Origin of the sequence: Plantactinospora soyae (genome assembly GCF_014874095.1) — a bacterium.
Classification (GTDB): Bacteria; Actinomycetota; Actinomycetes; order Mycobacteriales; family Micromonosporaceae; genus Plantactinospora; species Plantactinospora soyae.
Genome location: NZ_JADBEB010000001.1, coordinates 4,266,011 through 4,291,533 on the forward strand (window position 1 = coordinate 4,266,011; position 25,523 = coordinate 4,291,533).

At 72.5% G+C, this 25,523-nt stretch carries 16 protein-coding genes; 4 read left to right on the top strand and 12 right to left on the bottom strand.

Going from position 1 to position 25,523, the window contains the following annotated elements:
* Positions 1-41 precede the first annotated feature (41 nt).
* Complete coding sequence (locus H4W31_RS19095) at positions 42-3,002, bottom strand: M36 family metallopeptidase (protein WP_192767902.1); 2,961 nt, start codon at positions 3,000-3,002, stop codon at positions 42-44.
* A gap of 473 nt (positions 3,003-3,475) precedes the next feature.
* Here H4W31_RS19095 and H4W31_RS19100 point away from each other — a divergent pair, with 473 nt between their 5' ends.
* Positions 3,476-4,774 carry an ABC transporter substrate-binding protein gene (locus tag H4W31_RS19100; protein WP_192767903.1) on the top strand — a complete coding sequence of 433 codons (1,299 nt, stop codon included), beginning with the start codon at positions 3,476-3,478 and terminating at the stop codon, positions 4,772-4,774.
* A 104-nt stretch (positions 4,775-4,878) separates the two neighbouring features.
* Here the strand turns inward: H4W31_RS19100 and H4W31_RS19105 are convergent, their stop codons facing one another.
* Complete coding sequence (locus tag H4W31_RS19105; protein ID WP_192767904.1) at positions 4,879-6,222, bottom strand: alpha-L-fucosidase; 1,344 nt, start codon at positions 6,220-6,222, stop codon at positions 4,879-4,881.
* Positions 6,223-6,224: 2 nt separating this feature from the next.
* Positions 6,225-8,156 (bottom strand): polysaccharide lyase family protein, encoded by a 1,932-nt coding sequence (locus H4W31_RS44295; protein ID WP_192767905.1) that lies wholly within the window; start codon positions 8,154-8,156, stop codon positions 6,225-6,227.
* A gap of 239 nt (positions 8,157-8,395) precedes the next feature.
* On the opposite strand from H4W31_RS44295, the gene H4W31_RS19115 reads away from it, so the two are divergent.
* Complete coding sequence (locus H4W31_RS19115; protein WP_192767906.1) at positions 8,396-9,130, top strand: ABC transporter ATP-binding protein; 735 nt, start codon at positions 8,396-8,398, stop codon at positions 9,128-9,130.
* The gene (locus tag H4W31_RS19120; protein ID WP_192767907.1) at positions 9,124-11,829 is read left to right on the top strand and encodes an ABC transporter permease; all 2,706 of its coding nucleotides are present in this window, start codon (positions 9,124-9,126) and stop codon (positions 11,827-11,829) included. The genes H4W31_RS19115 and H4W31_RS19120 overlap by 7 nt, the downstream gene beginning before the upstream one ends.
* Before the next feature lie 76 nt (positions 11,830-11,905).
* Here the strand turns inward: H4W31_RS19120 and H4W31_RS19125 are convergent, their stop codons facing one another.
* The 9 genes from H4W31_RS19125 to H4W31_RS19165 form a co-directional block, all read right to left on the bottom strand.
* Positions 11,906-12,553 (bottom strand): response regulator, encoded by a 648-nt coding sequence (locus tag H4W31_RS19125; RefSeq protein ID WP_192767908.1) that lies wholly within the window; start codon positions 12,551-12,553, stop codon positions 11,906-11,908.
* Positions 12,541-13,827, bottom strand: coding sequence for a sensor histidine kinase (locus H4W31_RS19130; protein ID WP_192767909.1), 1,287 nt, complete (start codon positions 13,825-13,827; stop codon positions 12,541-12,543). The genes H4W31_RS19125 and H4W31_RS19130 overlap by 13 nt, the downstream gene beginning before the upstream one ends.
* Positions 13,828-14,010: 183 nt before the next feature.
* Positions 14,011-15,267 (bottom strand): IniB N-terminal domain-containing protein, encoded by a 1,257-nt coding sequence (locus H4W31_RS19135; RefSeq protein WP_192767910.1) that lies wholly within the window; start codon positions 15,265-15,267, stop codon positions 14,011-14,013.
* A gap of 285 nt (positions 15,268-15,552) precedes the next feature.
* A complete protein-coding gene (locus H4W31_RS19140; protein ID WP_192767911.1) occupies positions 15,553-17,718 on the bottom strand; it encodes an acyltransferase family protein in 2,166 nt (721 codons plus the stop codon).
* A gap of 129 nt (positions 17,719-17,847) precedes the next feature.
* On the bottom strand, positions 17,848-19,347 hold the full coding sequence (locus tag H4W31_RS19145; RefSeq protein WP_192767912.1) for a rhamnulokinase: 1,500 nt from the start codon (positions 19,345-19,347) through the stop codon (positions 17,848-17,850).
* 64 nt (positions 19,348-19,411) lie between these two features.
* Positions 19,412-21,466 (bottom strand): bifunctional aldolase/short-chain dehydrogenase, encoded by a 2,055-nt coding sequence (locus tag H4W31_RS19150; RefSeq protein WP_318783269.1) that lies wholly within the window; start codon positions 21,464-21,466, stop codon positions 19,412-19,414.
* Between the two features lie 2 nt (positions 21,467-21,468).
* A complete protein-coding gene (gene rhaI / locus H4W31_RS19155) occupies positions 21,469-22,632 on the bottom strand; it encodes an L-rhamnose isomerase (protein ID WP_192767914.1) in 1,164 nt (387 codons plus the stop codon).
* A gap of 105 nt (positions 22,633-22,737) precedes the next feature.
* A complete protein-coding gene (locus H4W31_RS19160) occupies positions 22,738-23,091 on the bottom strand; it encodes an L-rhamnose mutarotase (RefSeq protein ID WP_192767915.1) in 354 nt (117 codons plus the stop codon).
* A 114-nt stretch (positions 23,092-23,205) separates the two neighbouring features.
* On the bottom strand, positions 23,206-24,225 hold the full coding sequence (locus H4W31_RS19165) for a LacI family DNA-binding transcriptional regulator (protein ID WP_318783270.1): 1,020 nt from the start codon (positions 24,223-24,225) through the stop codon (positions 23,206-23,208).
* Between the two features lie 314 nt (positions 24,226-24,539).
* On the opposite strand from H4W31_RS19165, the gene H4W31_RS19170 reads away from it, so the two are divergent.
* Positions 24,540-25,415: a DUF6807 domain-containing protein gene (locus tag H4W31_RS19170; RefSeq protein WP_192767916.1), complete on the top strand. Its 876-nt coding sequence runs from the start codon at positions 24,540-24,542 to the stop codon at positions 25,413-25,415.
* Positions 25,416-25,523 lie beyond the last annotated feature (108 nt).

Consider the following 25,523-nt stretch of genomic DNA (forward strand, 5'->3'; position numbering starts at 1 on the left):
CCCGGGCCGGGCGGCGGCGGTCGTACCTGCCGGTCCGGCGGTTAGCTGCCGAACACCTGGAACTCCGCGATCCGGACCTGGTCACGGGCCGGGCTGGCGGTGCTGCAGTCGGTGGTCGTCGCCGGGTCGTTGTCCTGCTCACCGGCGTAGTGCGGGCCGCCGGTGCACTGGCTGCTGCGCACCTGGAGTCGCAGGTGCGTGGCGACCGTCCTGGGGATGTCGAACGACCGGAGGTTGAGGTCCCGGGAGTACGCCCGGTACGCCCCGCCCGGGAACGCGTCCGACCGGCTGGTGTAGACCCGCCGGTAGTTCGCGTCGACCGTGCAGTCCACCCTGGTCGCGTCGCAGGCCAGTACGGCGAACGACCGCAGCGCGGACAGCGCGTTCTGGCTGGTCGGGTCCGGGTCCGTGGTGATCGTCGGCCGGAGGAACGCGCTGACGTTCACCCGCCGTACGGTCTGCGGCCGGTCCCCGGCCAGGTCGACGGTGACCTGCTTGCCGGCCACCCCGTCCAGGGACGCCCAGTTGGTCGCCTCGGTGTCGTCGACGACCCGCTCGGTGTTGACGCCGTCCCCGGAGACCGCCGCGCCCGAGGCGGACGAGGCGAGGTTGCGGTCGAGTTCCAGCTCCAGCGTCTGCGGCTTGTCGCCGCCCCGGCCCCAGCCGGACCTGAACTCCTTGCTGAACCGGGTGTGCCCGAACCCGGGTGCGACGGCCACGAACGAGAACTTCGTGTTCGGCACCACCTCGAAGGTGTCCGGCAGCGGGGTGGCCGGATCGGTGTCCGCCACCGGTACGGCTCGGGCCTCGTACTCGCCGAGGTAGAGCCGGATCGGCGCGGTCCGGCTCTCGCCGTCGGCCCGGAGCGTCACGGTGACGTTGCGGGCGTGCGGCGACGCGAAGCTCGGGGTCGGGTCGGTGTCCGCGGCACCGTTGGTGACGGCGTCACGGCCGAGGCCGGAGGTGGCGAAGGCGTTCCAGATGATGTCCTGGTTGGCCCCGCCGAACCGGAGCTGATCGGCGGCGAGCATGTTGTCCCGCATGTCGATCATGCTGACCGAGCTGGCGGCCTGGAGCAGGTACGAGTCGAAGACGAGCTGCGTCCAGCGCCGGTTGCCGGGGCACTTGTCGACCGCGACCTTGCCGTTCGCGCAGTCGAGCTGACGGGACGGCGAGCCCTGGCCGTACCGCTTGACCAGGGCGGACCGGACCCGGAAGTTGGTCGCGCCCCAGATCTCGCCGTCGGCGTGCACCGCCGGGCCGGCGACGTTGTAGCCGATGTCGGAGTAGTTCAGCGGGCTACGGCTCAGGTCGTAGTTCCGGATTCCGCTCTCGGTGTTGCCGGTGACGTACGCACCGGTGATGAACGGCGTCTTGCCCGGGTTCCGCAGGTTGTGCTGGTAGAGGTACTCCGCCCCCATCAGGTCGCCCCAGGACTCGCCCATCGCGCCGCCCTGGTGCCCGCTGATGCCGCTGTTCGGACCGCCGATCATGCGGTTGGTGACGGCGTGCATGTACTCGTGCCCGATCACCGTCATGTCGTAGTCGCCGTCCACGCAGGGCGGGTACGGACCACCGGCGGCGGGCTGCCACAGGTACATGTTGGTGCTCGGCGGAAGGCCGTCGCGCGGGGTGCTCTGGTTCGCGTTGTTCCGGTTGCCGCTGAGCGCGCCCTGCTGGGCCCGACCCTGCTCGGCGTCGCCACCGAGGCCGTCCGGGCTGAGGTTGACCGCCTGGAGGTTCCAGGCCGCCTCGTCGAAGCCGAGCCGGTAGGTCCAGTCGTGCATCCGGTTGTGCATGGCGAACAGGTTGGCGATCGCCGCGTCGGCGTCGTTGTCGGTCTCGCCGGCGAAGACGGCCGGGTCGCACTTCGAGGTGCGCCACGGGTCGCTGAACGGGTAGACGTAGTCCCGGGTCGGGCTGGCGGTCATCGGTACGGCGGGAGTGCCCCCGCCCCAGGAGACGACGGTGTTGGCCGCGTTGCCCTGGGCGGTGTACGTCGGTTCCCCGGTGGCGAGGTCGACGTCCCAGGCCTGACCGCTGTTCGGGTCGCGGACCGTACGCTCGCAGCCGCGTTCCCAGGTCAGGCACCAGATCACCCGGGCGTCCCGACCGGGCTTGGTCGAGCTGGGCGGGGTGGCCGGGAAGACGGCCCAGTTCGGGTTCTCCGAGTCGAAGTCGACCAGGTCCTCGCGGACCAGCACCTCGCTGCGGATCCCGTCCACGAAGGTGGTGAACGCGGTCGGGTGCTCGGTGTCGCTGGAGATCAGGGTGACCTCCCAGGCGGCCCGGGGAGCGGCGTCCGGCACGGGCACCGCGACCTGGCGGATGTCCCGGCTGGCCACCTTGTCGGCGGTCAGGCCGGCGTCGGCGAGCGCGACCGCGTACGCCTGGTCGGCGGAGATGGCGGCCGGCTGTGGCGTACCGGTGTTCCGGGAGAGCGAGGAGCTGACGTTGACCACGTTCCCGTTGGAGACCGCGATGCTGACCAGTCCGTCATAGCCGGCGGGCAGGTCACCGAAGCGCTGCCGCAGGGTCACCACGGCGCCGGATCCGATCGACTTGACCAGCAGCCGCTCCAGGCCGGCGACGGCGGCCTCGTCGAGCCCGAAGAGTTCCTGGTTGCGGACCAGGTACTGCCGGGCGGCCGTCTCCGGGTCGGCGTCCAGGCCGCTGGCGAGCGGGCCGTCGGTGGCCGTGAGCGCGTGCGGGGTGCCCAGGGCGTTCCAGCGGACCGCGCCGTCGACCTTCCCCGCCAGGCTGCGCTGGCGGGCGTTCGGGGCGGCGGCGCCACCCCGGTTGTCCAGGTCGCGGGGGGCGTGGCTGCCCCCGAACGACTCCGGGTGCGCACCCGGCTGGGTCTGGCCGCCGGCGGCGTCGGCGGGCGCCGCGCTGGCGGTGGTGGCGCCGGGCAGCAGAGCGGCGGCCACCACGGCCGCCATCAGCACGGGTACGCCACGCCGTCGGGTCCGGCTCGTGGGTCTCGATCCGGGTTCTGGCAAGGGGTCCTCCTTGGACGGGTACGGAAGTGCGCGACGAGGCCGACCGGTCTGGTCGGCCTCGCTCGGATGGGAAACTTGGATCATGAGCACTTGTAGATACGTGGATATCAGCGGGGGGAACCGAAGGCAAGGATTCGTCGGGTACAGACGGCCGGGCAGGTTCCGTTCGTATAACGGTTCGCTCCGCTCCGCCGCGCTCGGCAGCGTTGTGGCAGGTCCGAGTGGTTCTGATTGCCGGCCGGTCTCTTGACAAGCGGCCCGCGTCACACCTAGCGTCCGGTTCTGTTGGATCGTTTCAGTAGCTGTTCATCCGCACCACCACCACTGCCATTACCGCCCCGCGACCTGGTCCACGTCGAGGTCGGAAGCCCGCCCCGCCACCATGGGTGCCATCCGCCCAGTCAGGCAAGCGGTTTCCTGCCGGACTCCAGCGCCAATTGGACGCCAGGCGCCATCGGAAAGGGAGATTGTCCATGGTGTACACCCGGCGCCTACGCCGAACGGCGAGGTTCGCCACCCTCGCTGCGGCAGCGCTGCTTGTCCTGCCGTTGGCCGCCTGCGGCGGTGACGACGACGCATCGGGAGGTCCGGTCACCCTCGACTTCACCTGGTGGGGAAACGAGGACCGGGCCAAGGTGACCGAGCAGGCGATCGACCTGTTCGAGAAGAAGTACCCGGACATCAAGGTCAACACCTCGTTCGGCGCGTTCGACGCGTACTTCCAGAAGCTCTCCACCCAGATCGCCGGTGGAGACGCACCCGACGTGGTGCAGATGGACCGCGCCTACCTGCGGGAGTACGCCGACCGCAACGCGCTGCGCGACCTCACGGAGTACGTCGAGGACGGCACCCTCTCGGTCGCCGACCTCACCCAGACGCTGGTGCCGGCCGGCAAGGTCGGTAACGCGACGTACGCGGTCCCGATCGCCCAGAACACCCAGGGGGTCTTCTACGACCCGGCGCTCTGGTCCAAGGCCGGCGTGACCGCGCCGACGCCGGAGTGGACCTGGCAGGACATGGCCACCGCGGGGCAGAAGCTGGGCCAGGCCGGCGGCGGCAAGGTGGCCGGCTTCGGTGACTTCGGCTTCGCGATCGACTGGTTCGACATCTGGCTCCGCCAGCGGGACAAGGCGATCTACACCGACGACGGCAAGCTCGGCTTCACCGAGGCGGAGCTGACCGAGTTCTGGACGATGACCGGTGCCATGCGGGCGACCGGCGCCCTGGCGCCCCCGGCGCTGACCACCCAGCTCGACGGCTCGGTGCAGAACTCGTCGCTGATCAAGAAGGGCGTCACCGCCGAGGTCAACTACGACTCCGGCTTCACCGGCATGGTCAGCGCCTACGGTGCGCCGCTGGCGATCGCACCGATGCCGAGCGACACCCCCAAGCGCGGGATGATCGCCGCGATGTCCATGGCCTACAGCGTGGCGCAGCGCAGCGAGCACCCGAAGGAGGCCGCGATGCTGGTCAACTTCCTGATCAACGACATCGAGGCCGGCAAGGTGCTGGCGGTGTCCCGGGGCATGCCGGCGAACGCCAAGGTCCGGGACGCGATCGCGCCGAGCCTGGCCGAGAACGACAAGAAGGTCTACGAGTTCGAGAACTCGGTCGTGGACAAGCTGCTGCCGACGCCTCCGCCCCAGCCCAAGGGCGGCGGTGCGGTGAAGGCCGAGTTCCAGCGGATCTACGACGAGGTCATCTTCAACCGGATTCCGGTGGCCGAGGGCGCCAAGCGCGTGATCACCGAGGCGAAGAGCCAACTCGGCTGAGTCCGACCCCGGCGGAACGCACCTCCGCCATCTCGCACCATCCGACGTGCCCCGTCCGATCCGGACGGGGCACGCCGCTTTCCGATCCGGCGGGGGCAGGATCGTCAGCGCGGACCGCTCGGCGCGGGCCGTACCGCGAAGACGTGCGCCGGAGCCGGCGGCAGGTGGCCGACCGTCAGCACCGAGCCGTCCGGCCCGGGGCGGACCGGCACCGTGCGTCCGGCGGCCGGGCCGAGAAGTCGGACCTGCGCGTCGGGTTCGAGGACGAGGCCGGGAACGCGCAGTTCCGGCCCGGGATCGCCGAGCACGATGCCGTAGAGGTGATCGTCCCGGCGGGTGAACCGGACCGGTACGCCGCCGTCGGTCACCGCCTCCGCCGTGTGCCAGGGCCGGGTGCCGTAGATCGCCTCGCCGTACCCGGCCAGCCACCGGCCGACCTCGCCGAGCACGGCAACCTGCTCCCCGGGCACGACTCCCCGGTCGTCCGGGGTGACGCCGAGCAGCAGGTTGCCATTCTTGCTCACCACGTCGGCGAGCAGCCGCACCACCTCGGCGGCGGGAAGCAGATGATCCGATGTTTCCTGCCGGTTCCAGCCGAATGACAGCCCGAGTGCCCGGACCGTCTCCCAGCTCTCCGGGTCGATACCGGCCCGCCGGGCGTACTCCGGGGTGTGCACGTCGCACTCGTCGACCTGGAACCGGTCGTTGACCACCCCGTCCGGAACGGCCGCGCGGTAGGCCGCGATCAGCCGGTGCGGGTCGCCGGCCGCCGGGTAGCCGATGTCGTTCCAGAGCACGCTGGGCCGGTACCGGTCGATCAGCTCCTGCCAGTGCGCGTCGACGTACCGGGCGTACTCGACCGAGTCCGGGACGCTGGCCGGGATGTCGACCATGCGCCGGATCGGCAGCTTGCCGAAGGTCCAGTCCAGCCCGCCGGAGTAGTAGAGCCCGTACCGCAGCCCACGTTCGCGCACCGCCGCACCGAGTTCACCGATCACGTCCCGCCCGGTCTGCCAGTGCGGCAGGTACGGGTTCGGCCGGGCGGACGGCCACAGCAGGTAGCCGTCGTGGTGCTTGGTGGTCGGTACGACGTACCGGGCCCCGGCGTCCGCGCACAACCCGGCCCACGGCTCCGGGTCCCACCGCCGTACCGCCGCGTCGAACTCGTGCCGGAAGTCGGCGTACGGCCGGTCGCCGTACCTCCGGCGGTGGTACGCCCGGGTCGGGCCGTCCAGCAGGTAGCTGTTCTGGTACCACTCGGCGTACGAGTGCCGGGCCAGCGGGTCGACCGGGGACGGCTCGACCGGTTCCGCCAGGCCGGCGCCGAGCAGGCGTACCACCTCGTCGTCGAGGGGTGCCCAGCCGGGAACCGAGTAGAGGCCCCAATGGATCATGATGCCGAACTTGGCGTCCCGGTACCAGGTCGGCGTGTCGGCTGCGGGTCGCATGGTCAGTCGATCTCCAGCCGGATCGCGTCGTACGCCGCCTCGTTGCCCAGCTCCGGCGGGGTGTCCTCGTTGATGGCCAGGACGATCTCGTTGCCGGTCCGCCGCAGCACCCCGGCGTCGAACCGGAACACCCGCCGGTAGTGCCGCCCCGCACAGGCGCTGCGGTAGGTGGCGCCCCGGGCGTCGTCGGGTTCGAAGGTCCAGACCAGCCGGGTGCCGTTGACCCCGATCGTGAGGTTGCTCGGCAGCGGCGGTACGTCCCGGGCGGTGTCCATCGCCCAGGCGGCGAGCGCGATGGTCAGCGTCGCGGTCGCCCGGGGCCGGACCGGCCGGTCGAGGTCGAAACGGATCCGCCAGGGCGCCACCGGCTGGCCGTCGACCCGCTGGAACTGGAGGTAGTTCCAGTCGTCGTCGCCGCTGCGGCCGACCGTGTAGACCACCCCGTCGGGGAAGTCCGCCGCGAAGAAGCGGGAGGTGCCCCACTGGCGGAACTCGGTGCCCCGCCGGAACTCGGCGCAGGTGCGGTCCGGGGTGCCGAGCTGGAAGACGGTCCGGCCGTTGCGGACCGGCCGCCAGTGCAGCCCTCCGAGGTCGACGGGGTCGCCCCCGGACACCACGACGTCGTCGCGGACGAACTCGTCCCAGCTGCCGGGGCGGTAGACGGTGAGCCGGTAGGTGCCCGGACGCACGTCGTCGAGCCGGAAGCCGCCACCGGGGTTGACGTCGGCCCAGTAGGCGTAGCCGAGGGCGGTGCGCTGGAAGTCCAGCCGGTTGTCCGACAGCACCGCGACCGCGCCGCGCGGGTACGGCTCGCCCGGCACCCGGATCCGGCCGGTCACCGTGGACCGGTCCGGCGTCGGCGTCCAGCCCGGCAGCGCCAGCCGGTCGTAGAACTCCCGGTGGGCGTCGAACCGCGCGTAGCGCAGCGCCTCCACCCGCATCTGCGCCGGGTCGTCGCCCTGGCACAGGTACACGAAGTACGGCCCGTACGTCTTCTCCCAGGCCTGTCCGGCGGCGACCCGTACCGGTGGCGAGCCGTAGTGCGTCGCCTGCGGCTCGACCAGCAGCACCGGCCGGCTGGTCGTCTGGTGCAGCGTCAGGTCCTGCCGCACCGGGCCGCCGTTGAACGCCTCCCGGTTGGGCTGTACGGCCCAGATGCCGTACCCGTTGCCGTAGAGGCCGTGCACCACGTGGTCCTTGACGTAGGTGGCCCAGTCGTACTTGGTGTAGTAGCGCCGGGGGTACGCCGAGCCGAGGCCGGCCAGGTCGTGCGTGGCGTCCATGATCATCGGGGCGGCGGTCAGCTCCGCCGGGGTCGGCATCTGGGCCGCTCCGGCCCGCCAGGCCGCGCCGATGGGGTCGTCCTCGACATCGACCCGGGTGAACAGTTCGGGATCCAGGTAGAAGACGTAGCGGTGCTGGTCGGAGCGGAAGCCGTGCAGCTCGGGCGGGTGCCGGAAGACAGTGGCCAGATGGATGCCGGGCTCACCGGCCCGGATGACGTGGTGGCGCTCCAGCCAGAACGGTCCACCGTTGGTGGGGCTGTACCGGAAGACGATGTCGACGAAGTCCGTACCGCGCCGGATCTCGTAGCTGTTGGCGGCCGGCGGGAGCGGCAGTGCGTCGCCCTCCTGGGCGTTGTTCATGTCGTAGTTGCCGCGCCCGCCCGCGCCGAGCAGTTCCTGGCCGTGCAGCCGAAGCGAGGTGAGCCGGCTCGCGCTGGTCTTGCTGACGGTGATCCGTACCGGGCCGTTGTCGACCACGATCTCGGTCTCCGTCTCGACCACCTCGCAACTGGCCGCGTGCGGCCCGGGGTCCGCTCCAGCGCGGGGCGGTACGGCTCCGAGGGCCGAGGCGGCGCCGCCGATCCCGCCGCTGAGGGCGCCGACGGCAGATGCCGCACCGAGCCGGTGGAAGTCTCTGCGCGCGATCACGAATCCTCCTGGTGAAACTGCGTCGGGGACGGTACGCGGGGTCGATGCAGGGGACGACTTGAAACGAATCAATCGCTTCCCGACGCTATGGCGGCACGCCGATGCCTGTCAAGGGATCCGAGGCTCAGACATCCGATGTCTGATCATCCTGGCCCGTCGCCGGGGTGTAGCCCGCTCCACCCGGAACCGGCCGCCGCGTACCCGTGTGCCGGGCCGGCCGGTTCCGGTTCGCTGGACGGATGGATCTGGTTCAGCTCACCGGGGTGCACCGGCGGTACGGGTCGGGCGGCAATGCCGTACTGGCGTTGGACGGCGTGACGATCGGCTTTCCGGCCGGCAGCTTCACCGCCGTGATGGGGCCGTCCGGCTCGGGCAAGAGCACGCTGTTGCAGTGCGCCGCCGGCCTCGACCGCCCCACGTCCGGCTCGGTACGCCTGGCCGGTACGGAACTGACCGAACTCTCCGAGACCGGGCTGACCCTGCTGCGCCGGGACCGGATCGGCTTCGTCTTCCAGGCGTTCAACCTGCTTCCCGCGCTGACCGCCGAGCAGAACGTGGAGCTGCCGCTCCGGTTGGCCGGTCGCCGGCCCGGCTCCGGCGAGGTACGGGCGATGCTGGCCGCGGTCGGGTTGGCCGACCGGCGCCGGAACCGTCCGGCGGAACTCTCCGGCGGCCAGCAGCAGCGGGTGGCGATCGCCCGGGCCCTGGTCACCCGGCCGGAGGTGCTGTTCGCCGACGAGCCGACCGGCGCCCTCGACTCGACCACCGGCCGGGAGGTGCTCGGTCTGCTGCGCGGCCTGGCCGACCGGCACGGCCAGACGATCGTCATGGTCACCCACGATCCGGTCGCCGCCGCCCACGCCGACCGGGTGGTGTTCCTCGCCGACGGCCGCCCGGTCGATGAACTGGCCCGGCCCACGGCCCGGTCGGTGGCCGCACGGATGACCGGGCTGGAAGCGGTACGGCCGTGCTGAGCCTGTCCTGGCGGACTCTCCGGGCCCGATGGTCGGCGTTCGTCGGCACCTTCGTCGCGCTCGGCCTCGGGGTCTGTCTACTGGCGACCACCGGACTGACCCTCGCCGGAACCAGCGGCGACCCCCACCCACCGATCTGGTACGCCGATGCCGACCTCGTCGTCGTCGGCCCCGACCGACTCACCGTCACCGTCGACCCGGAGCAGGCTGCGGGGACCGAGTCGGATCCGGGGACAGAGTCGGGGTCGGGGACGAGGCGGGAGCCGGGGACGGAGTCGAATCCGGGGACAGCGCCGGAGTCGGAGCCGGAGCCGAAGACGGAGCAGCGGAACCTTCGCCGACCGGGGCCGGTGCCGGCCGACGTACCGGCCCGGCTGGCCCGGGTGCCCGGGGTCGCCGAGGTCGTGCCGGACCGCTGGGTACCGGTCGACCTCGACGGGGCCAACCTGGCCCGCCCCTGGTCGAGCGCCGCGCTGCGGCCGTACCCGCTGGTCGAGGGTGCGGCGCCGACCGCGGCCGACCAGGTGGTGCTGACCGCGCCGACGACCCGCCGACCCGGTGACCGTGTCGTCGCGCAGACCCCGGTCGGGCCGCGCGAACTGACCGTGTCCGGAGTGGTGGCGACCGGGCCGCCCGCCGTCTACCTCGGCGACGCCGTACTGGCCGACTGGGCGGGCGGCCGGATCGACGCGGTCGGGCTGCGCCTCGCCGGTGCCGCGTCCGGCCATCCGGCGATCGAGGACCGGGTCCGCGCCAGCGCCGCCGGGCTGCGGGTGCTGGCCGGGAACCAGCGGGGAGCCGCCGAGCCCGATCCGGACGCGGCACCGCTCGCCGACGCCGTCTCCCTGCTGGGCATGACGGCCACCGTCGCCGTGTTCGTCTCGATCTTCGTGGTCGCCGGGACGTTCTCCTTCGCGGTGGCGCAGCGTCGACGGGAGTTCGCATTGCTGCGTACCACCGGCGCGACCCCGCGACAGGTGCGTCGCCTGGTACTCGGCGAGGCGCTGGCGGTCGGCGTACTGGCCGCGCTGGCCGGCTGCCTGCTGAGCGCCGTCACCGCTCCGCCGTTCGCGTCCTGGCTGGTCCGGGCCGGGTTCGCGCCCGAGGGCTTCACCGCCCGGTTCAGCCCGTGGCCGCTGCTCGGCGCGGCCGGCGCCGGCGTCCTGGTCGCGCTGCTCGGGGTCTGGGTGGCCGCGCGCCGGGCGGCCCGGGTCCGGCCGGTCGAGGCGCTCCGCGAGGCGTCGGTGGACTCCCGGATCATGACGGCCGGCCGTTGGGTGTCCGGTCTGATCTTCCTGGCCGGCGCCGGAGCGGTGCTGGCCGCCGTGCCGGCCGTCGGATCGGCGGACGGCCTCGCGTTGACGCTGATGGTCGCCCTGCTGGCGCTCGTCGCCACGACCCTGCTCGCCCCGGTGGTCGTGCCGGTGCTGATCCGGCTCCTCGGCTGGCCGTTGCGGGGCACCAGCGGAGAACTCGCCCGGTCCTCCGCGCTGCGGGCGGTACGGCGCTCGACCGCGACGGCGGCGCCGATCCTGATCACCGTCGGCATCGCGGCCACCGTGCTCGCGGCCACCGCGACGTTGCGGGAGAACGAGCGGCGGGCCGTCCAGGACCGGATCACCGCCTCGGCGCTGGCCTCGGCGTCCGGCCCGGTCGGGCTCGCCGACGAGACCGTGGCGGCACTGCGCCGGACGCCGGGGGTCCGGGCTGCCGTGCCGGTCCGGAACACCGAGTTGTACGTCGGCTCGGGAGACTCGCTGGGGGAGCACCCGGCCCGGTACGTCGGCACCGGGATCGAGCAGGTACTCCGGTTGCCGGTGCTGTCGGGTTCACTGGCCGACCTGACCCTCGACGTCACCCGGCCCGATGGCGGTACCGGCCCCGCCTCCCGTACCGGCCCCGACACCAGTCCCGGCCCCGACACCAGTCCCGGTCCCGACACCAGGTCCGGTCCCGACACCAGTCCCGGCCCCGGTGCCGAAATCGGTGTCGCCACTGTGGCGGTGAGCCGGTCGACCGGCTGGCGGGTCGGTACCGAACTGCCGGCCTGGCTCGCCGACGGCACCCCGGTACGGCTCCGGGTCGCCGCCGTACTCGCCGACTCGCTCGACCTCGACGGAAGCCTGCTGCTGCCCTGGGAGTTGGCGGCCCGGGACGGCCCCCGGCGGGGCGCCGACGCCGTCTACCTGGCCGGTGGTGCCCTAGCGGACCTGGCCCCGGTCGTGGCGGCCGGCGGCGGTCACGTGGTCGGCATCGGCGAGCACCTGGCGGCGACCACCGCCGAGCAGGACCGGGGAAATCGGCTCGCCCTGTTCGCGGTGCTCGGCATGGCCCTGCTCTACACCGGAGTCTCGATCGCGAACACGCTGTTCATGGCGACCGCCGACCGGGTACGCGAGTTCGCCGTACTGCGGTTGGCCGGCGCGACGCCCCGACAGGTGCTCCGGATGGTCGGGGCGGAGTCGTTCCTGGTCGGCCTGCTGGGCGTCACACTGGCGGCGGTGGTGACCGTGGCCATGCTGGCCGGACTGCGGGCCGGCCTGGCCGACCTGGTCACCTCGCCCCGGATCGTCGTCCCCTGGTTGCCGCTCGGCGCGATCGCCATCTGCTGCGTGACGGTCGCCATCTCGGCGGGCCTCGCCTCGGCAGCGCTCGCGCTGCGTACCCCGGCGGTGCGACTGGCCGCCGTCAGGGAGTGACCGGGCCGGCGTGGTGGGGGAGATGTACCGGCTGTTACGACCCGCCGCCGGGGGCGTGACTTCCCCGGCGGTCGGGTCAGCCGGTACCCGCGTTGAGGTAGGTGAGAACGGCGGTGACCCGGCGATGGCCGCTGTCGGTCGGCGGCAGGTCCAGCTTGCTGAAGATGTTGCCGATGTGCTTGCTGACCGCGCGTTCGGTGACGACGAGCCGTCGCGCGATCGTGGTGTTGGCCTGCCCCTCGGCCATCAGGGCCAGCACCTCCCGCTCGCGCGGGCTGAGCCGGTCCAGCGGGTTGCGGCCGGCGGTGACCAGTTGCGCCACGACCTGCGGATCCATCGCGGTACCACCGGCGGCGACCCGGCGCAGCGCGTCGAGGAACTCGTCGACCCGGGACACCCGGTCCTTGAGCAGGTAACCGACCGCGCCCTGGCCGCTGGCGACCAGTTCGGCGGCGTAGGTGCGTTCGACGTACTGGGACAGCACCAGCACCGGCAGGCCGGGAAACTGGCGCCGGGCGGTCAGCGCGGCGCGCAGGCCCTCGTCCCGGAAGGTCGGTGGCAGCCGGACGTCCACCACCGCGATGTCCGGCTGCCGCTGATCGATCGCGGCGAGGAAGTCGTCGGCCGTACCGACCGCGGCGGTCACCTCGAATCCGGAGGTGGACAGCAGCAGGCTGAGCCCCTCCTGGAGCAGCACGTTGTCCTCGACGATCACGACGCGCACGGCAACTCCACCCGCAGTTCGGTAGGCCCGCTGGGCGGGCTGGACACGTCCGCGTACCCGTCCAGCGCGGCGGCCCGCCGCCGGATGCCCGCGAGGCCGGTTCCTCTGCTCTCGTCGGCACCACCGACACCGTTATCGGTGATCCGTACGACCAGCCGGTCGTTCTCGTGCGTCAACCAGAGCCCGGCCCGGCTCGCCGCACTGTGTTTCGCGATGTTGGTCAGCGCCTCGGCGATCACGAAGTACGCCGCAGTCTCCACCGCTGCCGGCAGCCTGTCCAGCGGAGCGATCCGGGCGGTGAGGGGTACCGGGCAGGCGGCGGCGAGCGCGTGGATCGCCCCGGGCAGGCCACGGTCGGCGAGGATCGGTGGGTAGACGCTCCGGACCACCTCGTGCAGCTCGGCGAGGGCATCCTCGACACCCGCCCGGGCCTTCTCGACGAGCTGGTCGGCGATCTGCGGCGCGGCGTCGCGCTGCCGCTGCGCGACGGCGAGCTGGATGGCGATCGCGACCAGCCGGGCCTGGGCGCCGTCGTGCAGGTCGCGTTCGATCCGGCGCAGCTCCGCCGCGTGCGCGTCGAGGGCACCGGCCCGGGTCGCGGTCAGTTCCGCCACCCGGGCGGACAGCCGACTCCGCACGGACGGTGTGAGCAGTGCGTGGTACGCCCGGGCCACCGCGACGCCGGCGACCGGAACCGCCCACCGGAGCGCGGCCAGCGAGACGATCGCGACCAGCGGTGCCAGGGTCAGCGCCCGTGGCCAGTCCGTGATCGGTACCACGAAGGTCATCGGCGCCTCGGCCGGCGGGATCCACCAGACCAGTGGCGTCACCAGTCCGGCGACGGCGAACAGTCCCAGGGCCAGACAGCAGGCGGCGGCTGGCAGCCCGGTCGTACCGTGCAGCGCGAGCCAGAGCAGGTCACGACAGGTCCCCGGATCGCGCAGCACCATCCCCAGCCGCGGCCGTCCGGTGCGGTCGCGGTCCGGTGCCCACCGCCGCTCGAAGCCGACAGGGTCGGACGGTTCCCGACCCGAGCCGACAGGGTCGAACGGTTGCCGACCGGAGTTGGCGGGACCGAGCAGTCGGGTGGCCCGGCGCTGCTCGGCACCGGCCAGCGACCGGACTCCGGACAGTGCCCAGGACAGCAGCGGGATGCCGATGCCGACGAGGCTGAGCACCGCGGACGTGGCCACCGCGAGCAGCGCCAGCAGCGCGGCGATCGCGGTGGGTCCACCGCCGAGGAGGTACCGGATCGCCCGCGTCGCCGTCCGCACCCTGCCATTGTGGCGCCGCCACCGCCGATCGTCGGTGTAGCGGGCTACACCTTCGGTCGGGGGCGGGAGATCGGGGACGGCCGCGCGGACCGGTACCCGGCGAACCGCTAACCTGACCAACGGCGAGGGCCGGACCAGCTGCTTTCTGGTCCGGCCCTCGCCGTCGTACGTGGATGGTGCGGCTCAGAGCACGCCGTCGGCGAGCAGGTTGTTCCCGCCCAGGTCGCTGACGCCGCCGACCAGGCCGGTGACGCTGCCCAGCGTGCCGTCGACGGTGCCGGTGACGCCGCCCACGGTGCCGCTCAGGTCGCTGGTGTCGGCCAGGTCGGTCACGCCGCCCAGGTCGCCGGTGATGCCGTCCAGCCCGACGCCGCCCAGCGTGCCGTCGACGGTGCCGGTGACGCCGCCCAGGGTGCCGTCGAGATCGGTGACGCCGCCCAGGTCGACAACGCTGCCGAGGTCGGTGACGGTGCCGGTGACGCCGCCAACCGTGCTGCCCAGGTCGGTGACCGAGCCCAGGTCGGTGACGCTGCCGAGGTCGGTGACGGTGCCGGTGACGCCGCCCACGGTGCCGTCCAGGTCGGTGACCGAGCCGAGGTCGACAACGCTGCCCAGGTCGGTGACGGTGCCGGTGACGCCGCCCACGGTGCCGTCCAGGTCGGTGACCGAGCCGAGGTCGGTGACGCTGCCCAGGTCGACAACGCTGCCGAGGTCGGTGACGGTGCCGGTGACGCCGCCGACCGTGCTGCCCAGGTCGGTGACCGAGCCCAGGTCGGCGATGCCCAGGTCGCCGCCGCTGACCAGGCCGGTCACGCCGCTGACCGTGGTGGTCACGGTGCTGGCGGCGAAGTCGGCGGTACCGAGGACGCCGTCCACGGTCTCGGCGCCACCGATGGTGCCCAGCACGGTCGAGTCGAGGGTGCCGGCCACGTCGTGCACCCCGGACAGGTCCACCGACAGGCCGCCGTCGAGGCCCAGCACCGGCAGCGAGGAGGCGGCGGCCACGTCCAGGCCGGTCGGGTCGACGCTGACCGCGCCCACGCCGGCCACGTTGACGTCCGCACCGGTGGTGTAGAGGCCGGCGGTGAACTGGTTGGCGACCGTCTGGACCTGACCGACGACACCGCTCGGGCTGAGGCTGACCGCGCCGAGGCCCAGGCCGTCGACCGCGCCGAGGTCCGCGAGGCCCTGCAGCGGTACGGAGTCGATGACGAGCGGCAGAACGTCGTGCACGTCACCCGGGGTCACGTCGCAGAGGCCCAGGCTCTCCAGGGTGCCCTCCGGGTCGAGTTCGAAGGCCGAGCGGAGGTCGGCGTCGCCGAGCAGGTTGATCACGAAGTCGTGCAGCGTCTGGGTCGACTCCACCGGAGCGGCCTCCGGGGCCGGGGCCGGAGCGGGGGCCGGGGTGGGGGTTGACTCGACGGTGGGGGCCGATTCCATTGTGACGATCTCCTCGAACGGTTGTACGGGATGATCTGGACATTCGTTCCAGACCTGGCGCCGACGGTACGGCGTCCGCGACGTACCGGACATCGGGGACGAGCCCGTGTTCTCGCCCTAATCGACTAGGTCCCGTACCGGCTCGGGGGTTAGGGGCATAGGGGATGATCGCCACGGATCTCCGGGCCCGGCCGGCCCGGCGCTTGGGGGGCGGAGCGGCTGACCGGCGCCCGGCAGCCGGCCCGGCGCTCCGGCCCGAACAGGCACCGGCGGCCCGACCCGGTGTCACTGGGCGGCGCGGAGTACCCGGTCCAGCGCGCTGCGCAGTCGTGGGGCCAGCGTGCGCGCGTAGGTGGCGGTGAGGTGCTGGCTGTCCCGGTAGACGAGCACTCCGCCGATGACCGGCGCGCACTCCTGGGCGGGGCAGATCGCACCGTTCAGGTCGATCAGGGAGACGCCGTCGAGTTCGTCCACCGCCGCCTCCTGGGCTTCCCCGGCGCCGGTCGCCAGCGCGGTACGGCGGGACGTGACGCATCTGGTCAGCCGCTTCGGGTTTGCCGACACACACATCCCGCTGTTCGTGCCGAGTACCGGAACGTCCCGGAGCACCACCGTGGGTACCCGGGCGGCGGTCAGGTCCGACCAGGTCCGTCGCATCTCCTCGGCCAGCGCCTCGTCGGCGTCGGATCCGGTCAGGGTCCGGCCGCTGCGGCTCACCGGGTAGCGGGCGCTGGTGGTCAGCAGCAGCCTGGGGCGTTCCGGCCCGGTGAGTTCGGCACGGACGTTGTCGTACCACTGTGCGCAGGCGGTCGCGGCACGTCGGTCGGTGGTGACCAGCGTCAGCTTCAGGAACGGGCAGTTCGGGTTCAGGTACGTGACCAGCCGCCACCGCCGCGCCTCCGCGACCGCCTGGAGCGCGGGTACCCAGCTCGCGGCGTGGCCGTCGCCGGCCAGCACCACCGTCTGGGTGGACGTCCGGTCGCCGTAGACACAGGCCCGGGCGGTCGCGCCGGCAGCGGCGGGGAAGCAGTCGTGCCGGTAGACGTCGGGTACGTCCGCCGCGGCGTCCTGCGGGTTCGGGGTGATCGAACGGACCCGGTCCACCGGCACCCCGGCGCGGCTGTTTCGAGGGGATCTGCCGAGTATCGCGGCGCCCGGTGCGGTCGGGGTCGCCGTGGTGGGCGTGGGGCGGGCCGAGACCGGCGCGGCACCGGACCGCGGCGCCGGTTGGTCGGGCGGCCAGACGCTGAGTTGGAACAGCAGCCCGCCGACCACTGCCGTCGCGGGAAGCATCGCACCGGCCTGGATCAGCTGGCCCGGCGTCCAGCCGTACCGCCGGCCGTCCCGGATCGGCGTCTCGACGTACCGGTGGGTGAGGAAGGCGAGCAGGGCGGCGCAGCCGAGCACGGCCAGTCCCGCCGCCGGGTGCAACTCGCCGAACCGGGCGTGCGCGGCGACGAGCAGTGGCCAGTGCCAGAGGTAGAGCGGATAGCAGTGTGCGCCGACCGTCCGCATCGGTCGGGTCGCCAGGATCCGGTGTGGCCCGCCGCCGGCGGCGGCGGTCCCGGCGGTGGCCCGGCCGCCGGCCGCGCCGCTGGCGATGATCGCGGCGGTGCCGAGCGCGGGGAGCAGGGCCAGGTACCCGGGAAACTCCGGCCCGGGCCGCAGGACGAGTACGGCGCCGACGACCATGGCGGTTCCGGTCCAGCCGAGAACGCTGCCCAGCCGCTGGGGCAGCCCGGCCAGCCGCGTGCCGAGCAGGGCGAGTACGGCTCCCAGGGCCAGTTCCCAGAGCCGGGTGCTGGTACCCAGGAAGGCGCCCCCGGGGTCGTCGCCGGTACGCCACGCCGACCAGGCGAACGAGCCGATGGCGATCAGGCCGGCGGTGAGCAGTAGCGGCCTCCGGACGTCACGGCCCCGGCGGCGGACCGCCCAGGTCGCGATGCCGAGTAGCAGCACCGGCCAGATCAGCAGGGCCTGTCCGGTGACGCCGAGTGCCCAGAGGTGCGCCAGGATGCTGGTCGTCGCGTCCGGTACGACCACGTCGGCGTCCTGGCCGGCGAGCCGCCAGTTCAGTACGGACAGTCCGCCGGCCAGCACGTCCCAACCGGTTCCGGCCCACCGGCTCCGGGGCAGGCAGAGCAGGGCCAGCGGCAGCGACGCGGCGAGGACCAGGGCGGCGGTGGGGAACAGTCGGCGAATCCGCCGGGCGTAGAACGCGCGCAGCGAGACATCGCCGGTGCGGTTCCACTCGCGGAGCAGTGCGCCGGTGACGAGGAACCCGGAGATCACGAAGAAGATGTCGATCCCGACGAATCCGCCCGGTACGACGCTGACTCCGGCGGCCGTGAGCAGCAGTGGCACGATCGCCAGGGCGCGGAGTCCGGTGAGGTCGGTGCGGCGGCCCCGCCGGCTGTCGGCGTCGGCCCGGGGCCGGTACTCCGTCACCATCTGTCAACCTCCAGGGCCTGGGATTTTGTCCAGTTAGCCCCTTCTTAACAGATAAATACCATGATAGACGGGTTTTTACATTTACCAGGGCCGTTCGTCTTCGGGCTCGGTACCGGCCACCCGGTCCGACTACTCGTCGACGATGCCGGCCCGCTTCGCCGCCGCCGACCAGTCGGTCCCGTCCCCGGCCGCCGGCCGGTGGACCCTGGTGGAGCCGGTACGCCGCAGCAGGGCCCGCAGCTCGGCCAGCCCACCCGACAGCACTCCGAGCGCGCGGGCCTGCACCAGGGCGTTACCCAGTGCGGTCGCCTCCACCGGACCGGCCACCACCGGCAGCCCGCAGGCGTCCGCGGTGAGTTGGCAGAGCAGCTCGTTGCGGGCACCGCCGCCGACGATGTGCACCACCTCGACCTCCCGGCCGGAGAGCCGCGCCGCCTGCCGTACCGCGGCCCGGTGGGCCAGCGCCAGACTGTCCAGGATGCACCGGGTCAGCGCGGCCGGTCCGTCCGGCACCGGCTGACCCTGCCGGGCGCACGCCCGGGCCAGCCGGGCCGGCATGTCGCCTGGCGGCAGGAACTCCGGGTCGTCCGGGTTGACCACGGCGGCCAGCGCCGGCTGCCGGGCGGCGGCGGCCAGCAGTTCCGTCAGGTCGACGGCGAGCCCCTGCGACCGCCACACCCGCAGCGACTCCTGGAGCAGCCAGAGGCCCATCACGTTGCGCAGGTAGCGGACGGTTCCGTCCACCCCGGCCTCGTTGGTGAAGTTGGCCGCCCGACTTGCCGGGGAGAGTACCGGCTCGGGCAGTTCGACCCCGACCAGCGACCAGGTGCCGCAGGAGATGTAGGCGAACCGGTCGTTCTCGGCCGGTACCGCGGCGACGGCGGAGGCGGTGTCGTGCGAGCCGACCGCGGTCACCGGCACCGGCCGGTCGGTGCCGACCGCCTCCCGGACCGCCGCCCGCAGCTCCCCGGCCGGGTCGCCCGGCTGGCGCAGCGGTCCGAACAACCGGGCCGGCAGACCGGCCCGTCCGATCAGATCCGAGGACCACTGCCGGGTACGCACGTCGAGCAGCTGGGTGGTGGAGGCGTTGGTGACCTCGCTGCCCGCGACACCGGTGAGCCAGTACCCGAGCAGGTCGGGAACCAGCAGCATCGTCTCGGCCCGGTCCAGCGCCGGGGTGCCGAGTTCGGCGCTGAGCTGGAACAGGGTGTTGAACGGCAGCAGTTGCAGCCCGGTCGTGTCGTAGAGGTAGTCGGCGCCGAGCGCCCCGACCACCCGGTCCGGGATCCCGTCGGTACGCCCGTCCCGGTAGTGCACCGGGTTGCCGACCAGGGCGCCGGTGGAGTCCAGCAACCCGTAGTCGACGGCCCACGAGTCGATGCCGATGCTGGCCAGGTCGGGTCGGCGGGCCAGCGCCGCCCGGATCCCGGTCAGGGTCTCGGCGTACAACCGGGGTACGTCCCAGTGCAGCGTGTCGAGCAGCCGTACCGGCTCGTTGGCGAACCGGTGCACCTCGGTCAGGGTCACCCCGTCCCGGTCGACCTCGGCCAGCATCACCCGGCCACTGGCCGCGCCGAGGTCGACCGCGGCCACCGCCGTCGGGGCGGCCGGCGAGGGCGGGGACGTCATCGCCCCGCCTCGCCGCGTTCGGCGTGCCGACGACCTTCGACGCCGTACCGGATGGTCCGCCGGTTCATCGAAGGAACGCCGCGGCCACACCGGAGTCGACCGGCACGTGCAGCCCGGTCGTGTGCGACAGCTCGCCACCGGTCAGCGCGAACACCGCGTTGGCGACGTGCTCCGGCAGCACCTCGCGCCCCAGCAGCGTACGGCGGGCGTAGTAGGCGCCCAGCTCCTCCTCGGGTACCCCGTAGACGGCGGCCCGCTGTGCGCCCCAGCCGCTGGCGAAGATCCCGGAGCCGCGTACCACCCCGTCGGGGTTCACGCCGTTGACCCGGACCCCGTGCGCGCCGAGTTCGGCGGCGAGCAGTCGTACCTGGTGCGCCTGGTCGGCCTTGGCGGCGCTGTACGCGATGTTGTTGGGCCCGGCGAAGACCGAGTTCTTGCTGGAGATGTAGACGAGGTCGCCGCCCAGCCCCTGGTCGAGCAGCACCCGGGCGGCGGCCCGGGAGACCAGGAACGAGCCCTTGGCCATCACGTCGTGCTGGAGGTCCCAGTCCGCGTCGGTCGTCTCCAGCAGCGACTTCGAGATGGACAGACCGGCGTTGTTGACCACCAGGTCGACCCCGCCGAAGGCGAGCGCGGCGGCGGCGAAGGCCGCCTCGACGCCGGCCGGATCGGTGACGTCGACCAGCACCGGTACGGCCCGGTCGGCGTTGCCGATCTCCCCGGCGACCGTGGCGGCGGCCTCGACGTTCCGGTCGGCCACCACTACGCAGGCGCCCTCGGCGGCGAGTCGCCGGACGATCGCCGCGCCGATGCCGGAGCCGCCGCCGGTGACCAGCGCGATCCGCCCGGCCAGCGGCTTCGGCTTCGGCATCCGCTGGAGCTTCGCCTCCTCCAGCTGCCAGTACTCGATCCGGAACTTCTCCGCCTCGTCGATCGGCGAGTACGTCGACACCGCCTCGGCGCCGCGCATCACGTTGATCGCGTTGAGGTAGTACTCGGCGGCGACCCGGGCGGTCTGCTTGTCCCGGCCGAAGCTGAACATGCCGACCCCGGGCACCAGCACGATCGCCGGATCGGCGCCACGCATCGCGGGGGAGTCGGGTCCGGCGAAGCGCTCGTAGTAGGCCCGGTAGTCCTTCCGGTACGCCTCGTGCAGCTCCCGCAGCCGGTCCAGTACGTCCGGCAGCGGCGTCTCCGCCGGCAGGTCGAGCACCAGCGGCCGGACCTTGGTCCGCAGGAAGTGGTCCGGGCAGGAGGTGCCGAGCGCGGCCAGTCGCGGATGTTCGGTGCGGGCCAGGAAGTCCAGTACCGCCGGATCGTCGGAGAAGTGTCCGACCTGGAACTGTCCGGTCTGCCGGCTGTCGGTGCTGGCCAGCCCGCGCAGTACCGGAGCCAGCGCGGCGGCCCGGTCGTGCCGCCGCTCGGCGGAGAGCGCCTCGTACCCCGGCAGCACCGGACCGAACGGTTCGGCCCGGCCGTGCTCGGCGAGGAACCGGGTGGCGGTTTCGATGATCTCCAGCGAGCGTGCCTCGCACTCGGCGCTGGTGGCGCCCCAGGCGGTGATGCCGTGTCCACCGAGGATCACGCCGATCGCCTGCGGGTTGTCCCGGGCGATCGCGGCGATGTCCAGGCCGAGCTGGAAGCCGGGCCGGCGCCAGGGCACCCAGAGCACCCGGTCGCCGAAGCAGCGGCGGGTCAGCTCCGGTCCGTCGGCGGCGGTGGCCAGCGCGATACCGGCGTCCGGGTGCAGGTGGTCGACGTGCGCGGCGTCGACCAGGCCGTGCATCGCGGTGTCGATCGACGGTGCGGCGCCGCCCCGGCCGTGCAGGCAGTAGTCGAACGCGCCGACCATCTCGTCCTCGCGGTCGACCCCGGGATAGACCTCGACCAGGGCGCGGAGCCGATCCAACCGGAGTACGGCGAGTCCGGCCCCGGTGAGGGTGCCGATGTCGCCGCCGGAGCCCTTCACCCAGATCAACTCGACCGGGCCGCCGGTGACCGGGTCGTTTCCGGTTCCCTTGGCCGAGGTGTTGCCGCCGCCGTAATTGGTGTTGCGCCGGTCGGCGCCGAGCCGGTGTCCCCGGTCGAGCAGCGCGGCGACCTCTGGTTCGTTGCTCACGCTCATGCTCCCCAACCGGCCTGCTGGCCGCCGACCCGCTCGGCGGCGATCCGCTGTGCGTAACCGGACCGGGCGTACGCGGCCATCGGCTCCGGGTCGAGGCCGAGGTCCGCGCGGACCTCGCGCAGCAGCGGCCGTACGTCGGTGTCGTACGCGTCCATCAGCACGCCGTTGGCCCCGAGTACGTCCCCGGCCGTCTGTGCGGCGGCCAGTGCCTCCGCGTCGACCAGCAGCGCCTTCGCGGTCGCCTCCTGCACGTTCATCACCGACCGGATCTGGGCCGGGATCTTCGGCTCGATGTTGTGGCACTGGTCGAGCATGAAGTTGACTCCCGAGTCCGGGCGCAGCGCGTCGGCCCGGACGATCTCGTACATGATCCGGAACAGTTGGAACGGATCGGCCGCGCCGACCATCAGGTCGTCGTCGGCGTAGAACCGGGAGTTGAAGTCGAACGCGCCGAGCTTGCCCTCCCGGAGCAGGAAGGCCACGATGAACTCGATGTTGGTGCCCGGGGCGTGGTGGCCGGTGTCGATCACGACCTGGGCCTTCTCACCGAGCTTGAGGCAGTGCGCGTACGCGGTGCCCCAGTCGGGCACGTCGGTCATGTAGAAGGCCGGTTCGAAGAGCTTGTACTCCAGCAGCATCCGCTGGTCGTCGCCGAGCCGCTCGTAGGTGGCGGCGAGCGCCTCGGCCAACCGGTCCTGCCGGGCCCGGATGTCGTCCTGGCCGGGGTAGTTGGTGCCGTCGGAGAACCACAGCTTCAGGTCGGCCGAGCCGGTGGCGTCCATGATGTCGACGCACTCCAGCAGGTGGCCGAGGGCCTTGCGACGGATCCGGGGATCGGGGTTGGTGACGCTGCCGAGCCGGTAGTCGTCGTCCTGGAACACGTTGGTGTTGATGGTGCCGATCCGCACTCCCTGCTCCGCGGCGTACGACCCCAGCTTGGCGAAGTCGTCCACCCGGTCCCACGGGATGTGCAGCGAGACGATCGGGGCCACTCCGGTGAAGGCGTGCACCTGGGCCGCGTCGGCGATCTTCTCCTCCGGGGTACGCGGCACGCCGGGCTGGCTGAACACCTTGAACCGGGTGCCCGAGTTGCCGTACGCCCAGGAGGGCACCTCGATCCGTTGCGCGCGTAGCGCGTCCCGGACGGCGGTCTCGGTCATGCCAGCTCCTCGCTTCGTTCGGTCATGTCGTTTCCCCGCGCCACCCGGCGCCGCCATGACCTGTCCCGGCTGTACTGGATGATGCCCTCGCTTCGCTCGGTCAAGTCAGGCCTCCGTGGTGTCGAGCGCGGCGAGTTGCGCGTCCAGGTTGAAGATCTCGTCGAGGACGACGAATCCCTCGTCGGGACGTCGCCCGTCCAGATCGACGAAAAATGGTGCCATCTCTGCCTGCCACCGGGCATTGACCTCGGTGCGCTCCATCGCGGCGAGCGAGGCGGCCAGGTCGGCGGTGCGGAAGTGTCCGACCAGCAGCCCGTCCTCGTGCAGGAAGAGGGAGTAGTCGTGCCAGCCGGCCCCGTGGAGTGCGCGCAGCATCTCCGGCCAGACCTCCGCGTGCCGTTCCCGATATTCGGCCAGCCGCTCGGGCCGGACCCGCAGGACGAAACACACTCGCCGCATCGGCGGCCTCCCAACGAAATGAACCGTTTCAACGGTCTGCCCTCAACATACGAGCGACGTCACTGGCCTGTCAAGAAACCGGGTCGCTCCGGGTGCCGCACGCGGGCGGTCGGATCAGTGCGGCGTCCGGGTGAACTGGCTGGATTCCCGGACCACCAGCTCCGGTTCGAAGATCACCTGTTGGTGCTGATGACCGTCCGGATTGTTCGACTCGTCCAGCATCAACCGGGCTGCGGTCTGCCCCAGCCGCTGCCGGGGCTGGCGCACCGAGGAGAGCGGTACGGCGGCAGCGGCGGCGAAGTCGATGTCGTCGTAGCCGACCAGGGCGATGTCCTCCGGCACCCGGACCTGCTGGCGGGTGAGTTCCTGCAACACGCCCAGCGCGAGCAGGTCGTTGGCGCAGAAGACCGCGGTGGCCCGGGCCGAGCGGGGCAGGCCCAGGATCCGCGAGGCCGCGTCCCGGCCGGCCGCCACGGTCGGACTGGGCGTCTCGAACCGGCGCAGGTGCTCCTCGGTCAGCCCCGCCTCGCGCAGCGCGTGCAGCCCACCGTGGTACCGGTCCCGGACCTGCTCCAGCCGCCACGGGCCACCGACGAAGGCGATCCTGCGGTGCCCGGCCTCCGCCAGGTGCCGGATCGCCAGCTCCCCGCCGAGCCGGTCGTCCACCGCCACCGAGCAGACGTCGGGCCGGGTCGAGCGTCGGTCCAGCAGGATGACCAGGACGCCCCGCTCGCGCAGCCGGACCAGCCGCTCGTTGGCATCGTCGACCGGCGTGATCAGTACGCCCTGTACCCGCTGTTCCTCCAGCAGGTCGAGGTATCTGCTCTCCTTGGCCGGGTCGCCGTCGCTGTTGCAGAAGATCACCGCCATCCCGGCCGCTCCGGTGGCGTCCTCGACGCCCTTGGCGACGTCGGTGAAGAACGGGTTGGCCACGTCCAGCACCACCAGACCGAGCGTGCGGCCCCGGCCCCGGCGCAGTTGCCGCGCGGCGTCGTTCGGCACGAAACCCAGCTCGCTGATCGCGGCCAGTACCCGGTTGCGGGTCGACGCGGCGACGATGTCCGGCCGGTTGAGCACGTTGGAGACGGTGCCCACCGACACACCCGCCTGGCTGGCCACGTCTCGGATACTCACCGCTGGTCCCGGCACGACCGTCTCCCTCCGCAGCCCGCTCGTCCGGCTGAAACGTGTCAAGGTTAGCCGGCAGCGAACGCAGCGGCGCGTACCGGACGACGACAACCCACGCCTGTGTCGCCACCGTGGGCCTGACAGTACGCCGCGTCGCCAAGCGCCCGGGGTTCCCCCGCCGGGGCCGAGCACCCCGATGGCATCCGAGCGCGCCGCGACCCTCGCCCACCGGATCGGCCGGCGGTACGCTGTCGGGCCAGGGGAAGCGCTTTCCCACCGGTTCGACCGGACCGGCGATCGACCGACAGAGGGCGGCGACGATGGGCGAGGACCTGACCGACGTACGGCTGCGGGTGCACGGCGAGACCGTGGCGGAGTACGTACTCGACGACCCGTACGTGGACCCGCGCTGGTCGCCCCGGCCCTACCTGCATCCGGTGCGCACCCTCGGCGGAACGCCGGTGACCGACACGCTGCCCGAGGACCACCGCTGGCACCTCGGGGTCTCGGTCGCCATGCAGGACGTCTCGGGGACCAACCTGTGGGGCGGCCGGACGTACGTCCGGGACACCGGTTACACCTGGCTCGACGACCACGGGCGGATCCTGCACGACGGCTGGCTCCCCGCCGCCGACGTACCGGACGGCGGGAGCGGCTTCGCCGAGCGGCTGCGCTGGCTGGACCCGGCCGGCGCGACCCTGCTGGTGGAGGAGCGCACGGTCACCGCCACCGCGCTGACCGGCCGGTCGGACGCCTGGCAGCTCGACTTCGGCTACACCCTGACCGCGCCCGACGACCGGGAGATCGTGCTCGGCAGCCCGGGCACCAACGGCCGCCCGGGTGGTGCCGGCTACGGCGGCTTCTTCTGGCGGGTGGCGCCCGGACAGAGCCGGACGTTCACCGCGACGGCGGACGGGGAGGAACGGGTCAACGGCAGCACCGAGCCGTGGCTGGCGCTGGTCGGCCGGGGCGAGGGCGGCTCGTCGTACACCCTGCTCTTCGCCGACCTGGGGGACGGGGACCACTGGTTCGTCCGGACCGGGATCTATCCGGGGGTCTGCGTCGCGCTCGCGTTCGAACGGACGCTGCCGGTGCCGGCCGGTACGGCGCTGCGGCGCCGGCACCGGATCGTGGTCGTCGACGGCGAACTGACCCGGGCCCAGGTGCTCGGGCTGGCCCCGGTCACGGACGCCTGACCGGTCCGATCCGGTCCTGACCCGTCCGGTCCTGACCCGTCCGGTCCCTGAGTCGTCCGGTCCTGAGTCGTCCGGTCCAGACCGGTCAGATCTCCGACCGGGCCGGTC

What these genes read in the sequence shown, in the direction of transcription:
- H4W31_RS19100 (WP_192767903.1), top strand. Translation starts at nt 3,476, where the DNA reads ATGGTGTACACCCGGCGCCTACGCCGAACGGCGAGGTTCGCCACCCTC.
- H4W31_RS19105 (WP_192767904.1), bottom strand. Translation starts at nt 6,222, where the DNA reads ATGCGACCCGCAGCCGACACGCCGACCTGGTACCGGGACGCCAAGTTC.
- H4W31_RS19115 (WP_192767906.1), top strand. Translation starts at nt 8,396, where the DNA reads ATGGATCTGGTTCAGCTCACCGGGGTGCACCGGCGGTACGGGTCGGGC.
- H4W31_RS19135 (WP_192767910.1), bottom strand. Translation starts at nt 15,267, where the DNA reads ATGGAATCGGCCCCCACCGTCGAGTCAACCCCCACCCCGGCCCCCGCT.
- H4W31_RS19140 (WP_192767911.1), bottom strand. Translation starts at nt 17,718, where the DNA reads ATGGTGACGGAGTACCGGCCCCGGGCCGACGCCGACAGCCGGCGGGGC.
- H4W31_RS19145 (WP_192767912.1), bottom strand. Translation starts at nt 19,347, where the DNA reads ATGACGTCCCCGCCCTCGCCGGCCGCCCCGACGGCGGTGGCCGCGGTC.
- rhaI (WP_192767914.1), bottom strand. Translation starts at nt 22,632, where the DNA reads ATGACCGAGACCGCCGTCCGGGACGCGCTACGCGCGCAACGGATCGAG.
- H4W31_RS19160 (WP_192767915.1), bottom strand. Translation starts at nt 23,091, where the DNA reads ATGCGGCGAGTGTGTTTCGTCCTGCGGGTCCGGCCCGAGCGGCTGGCC.
- H4W31_RS19170 (WP_192767916.1), top strand. Translation starts at nt 24,540, where the DNA reads ATGGGCGAGGACCTGACCGACGTACGGCTGCGGGTGCACGGCGAGACC.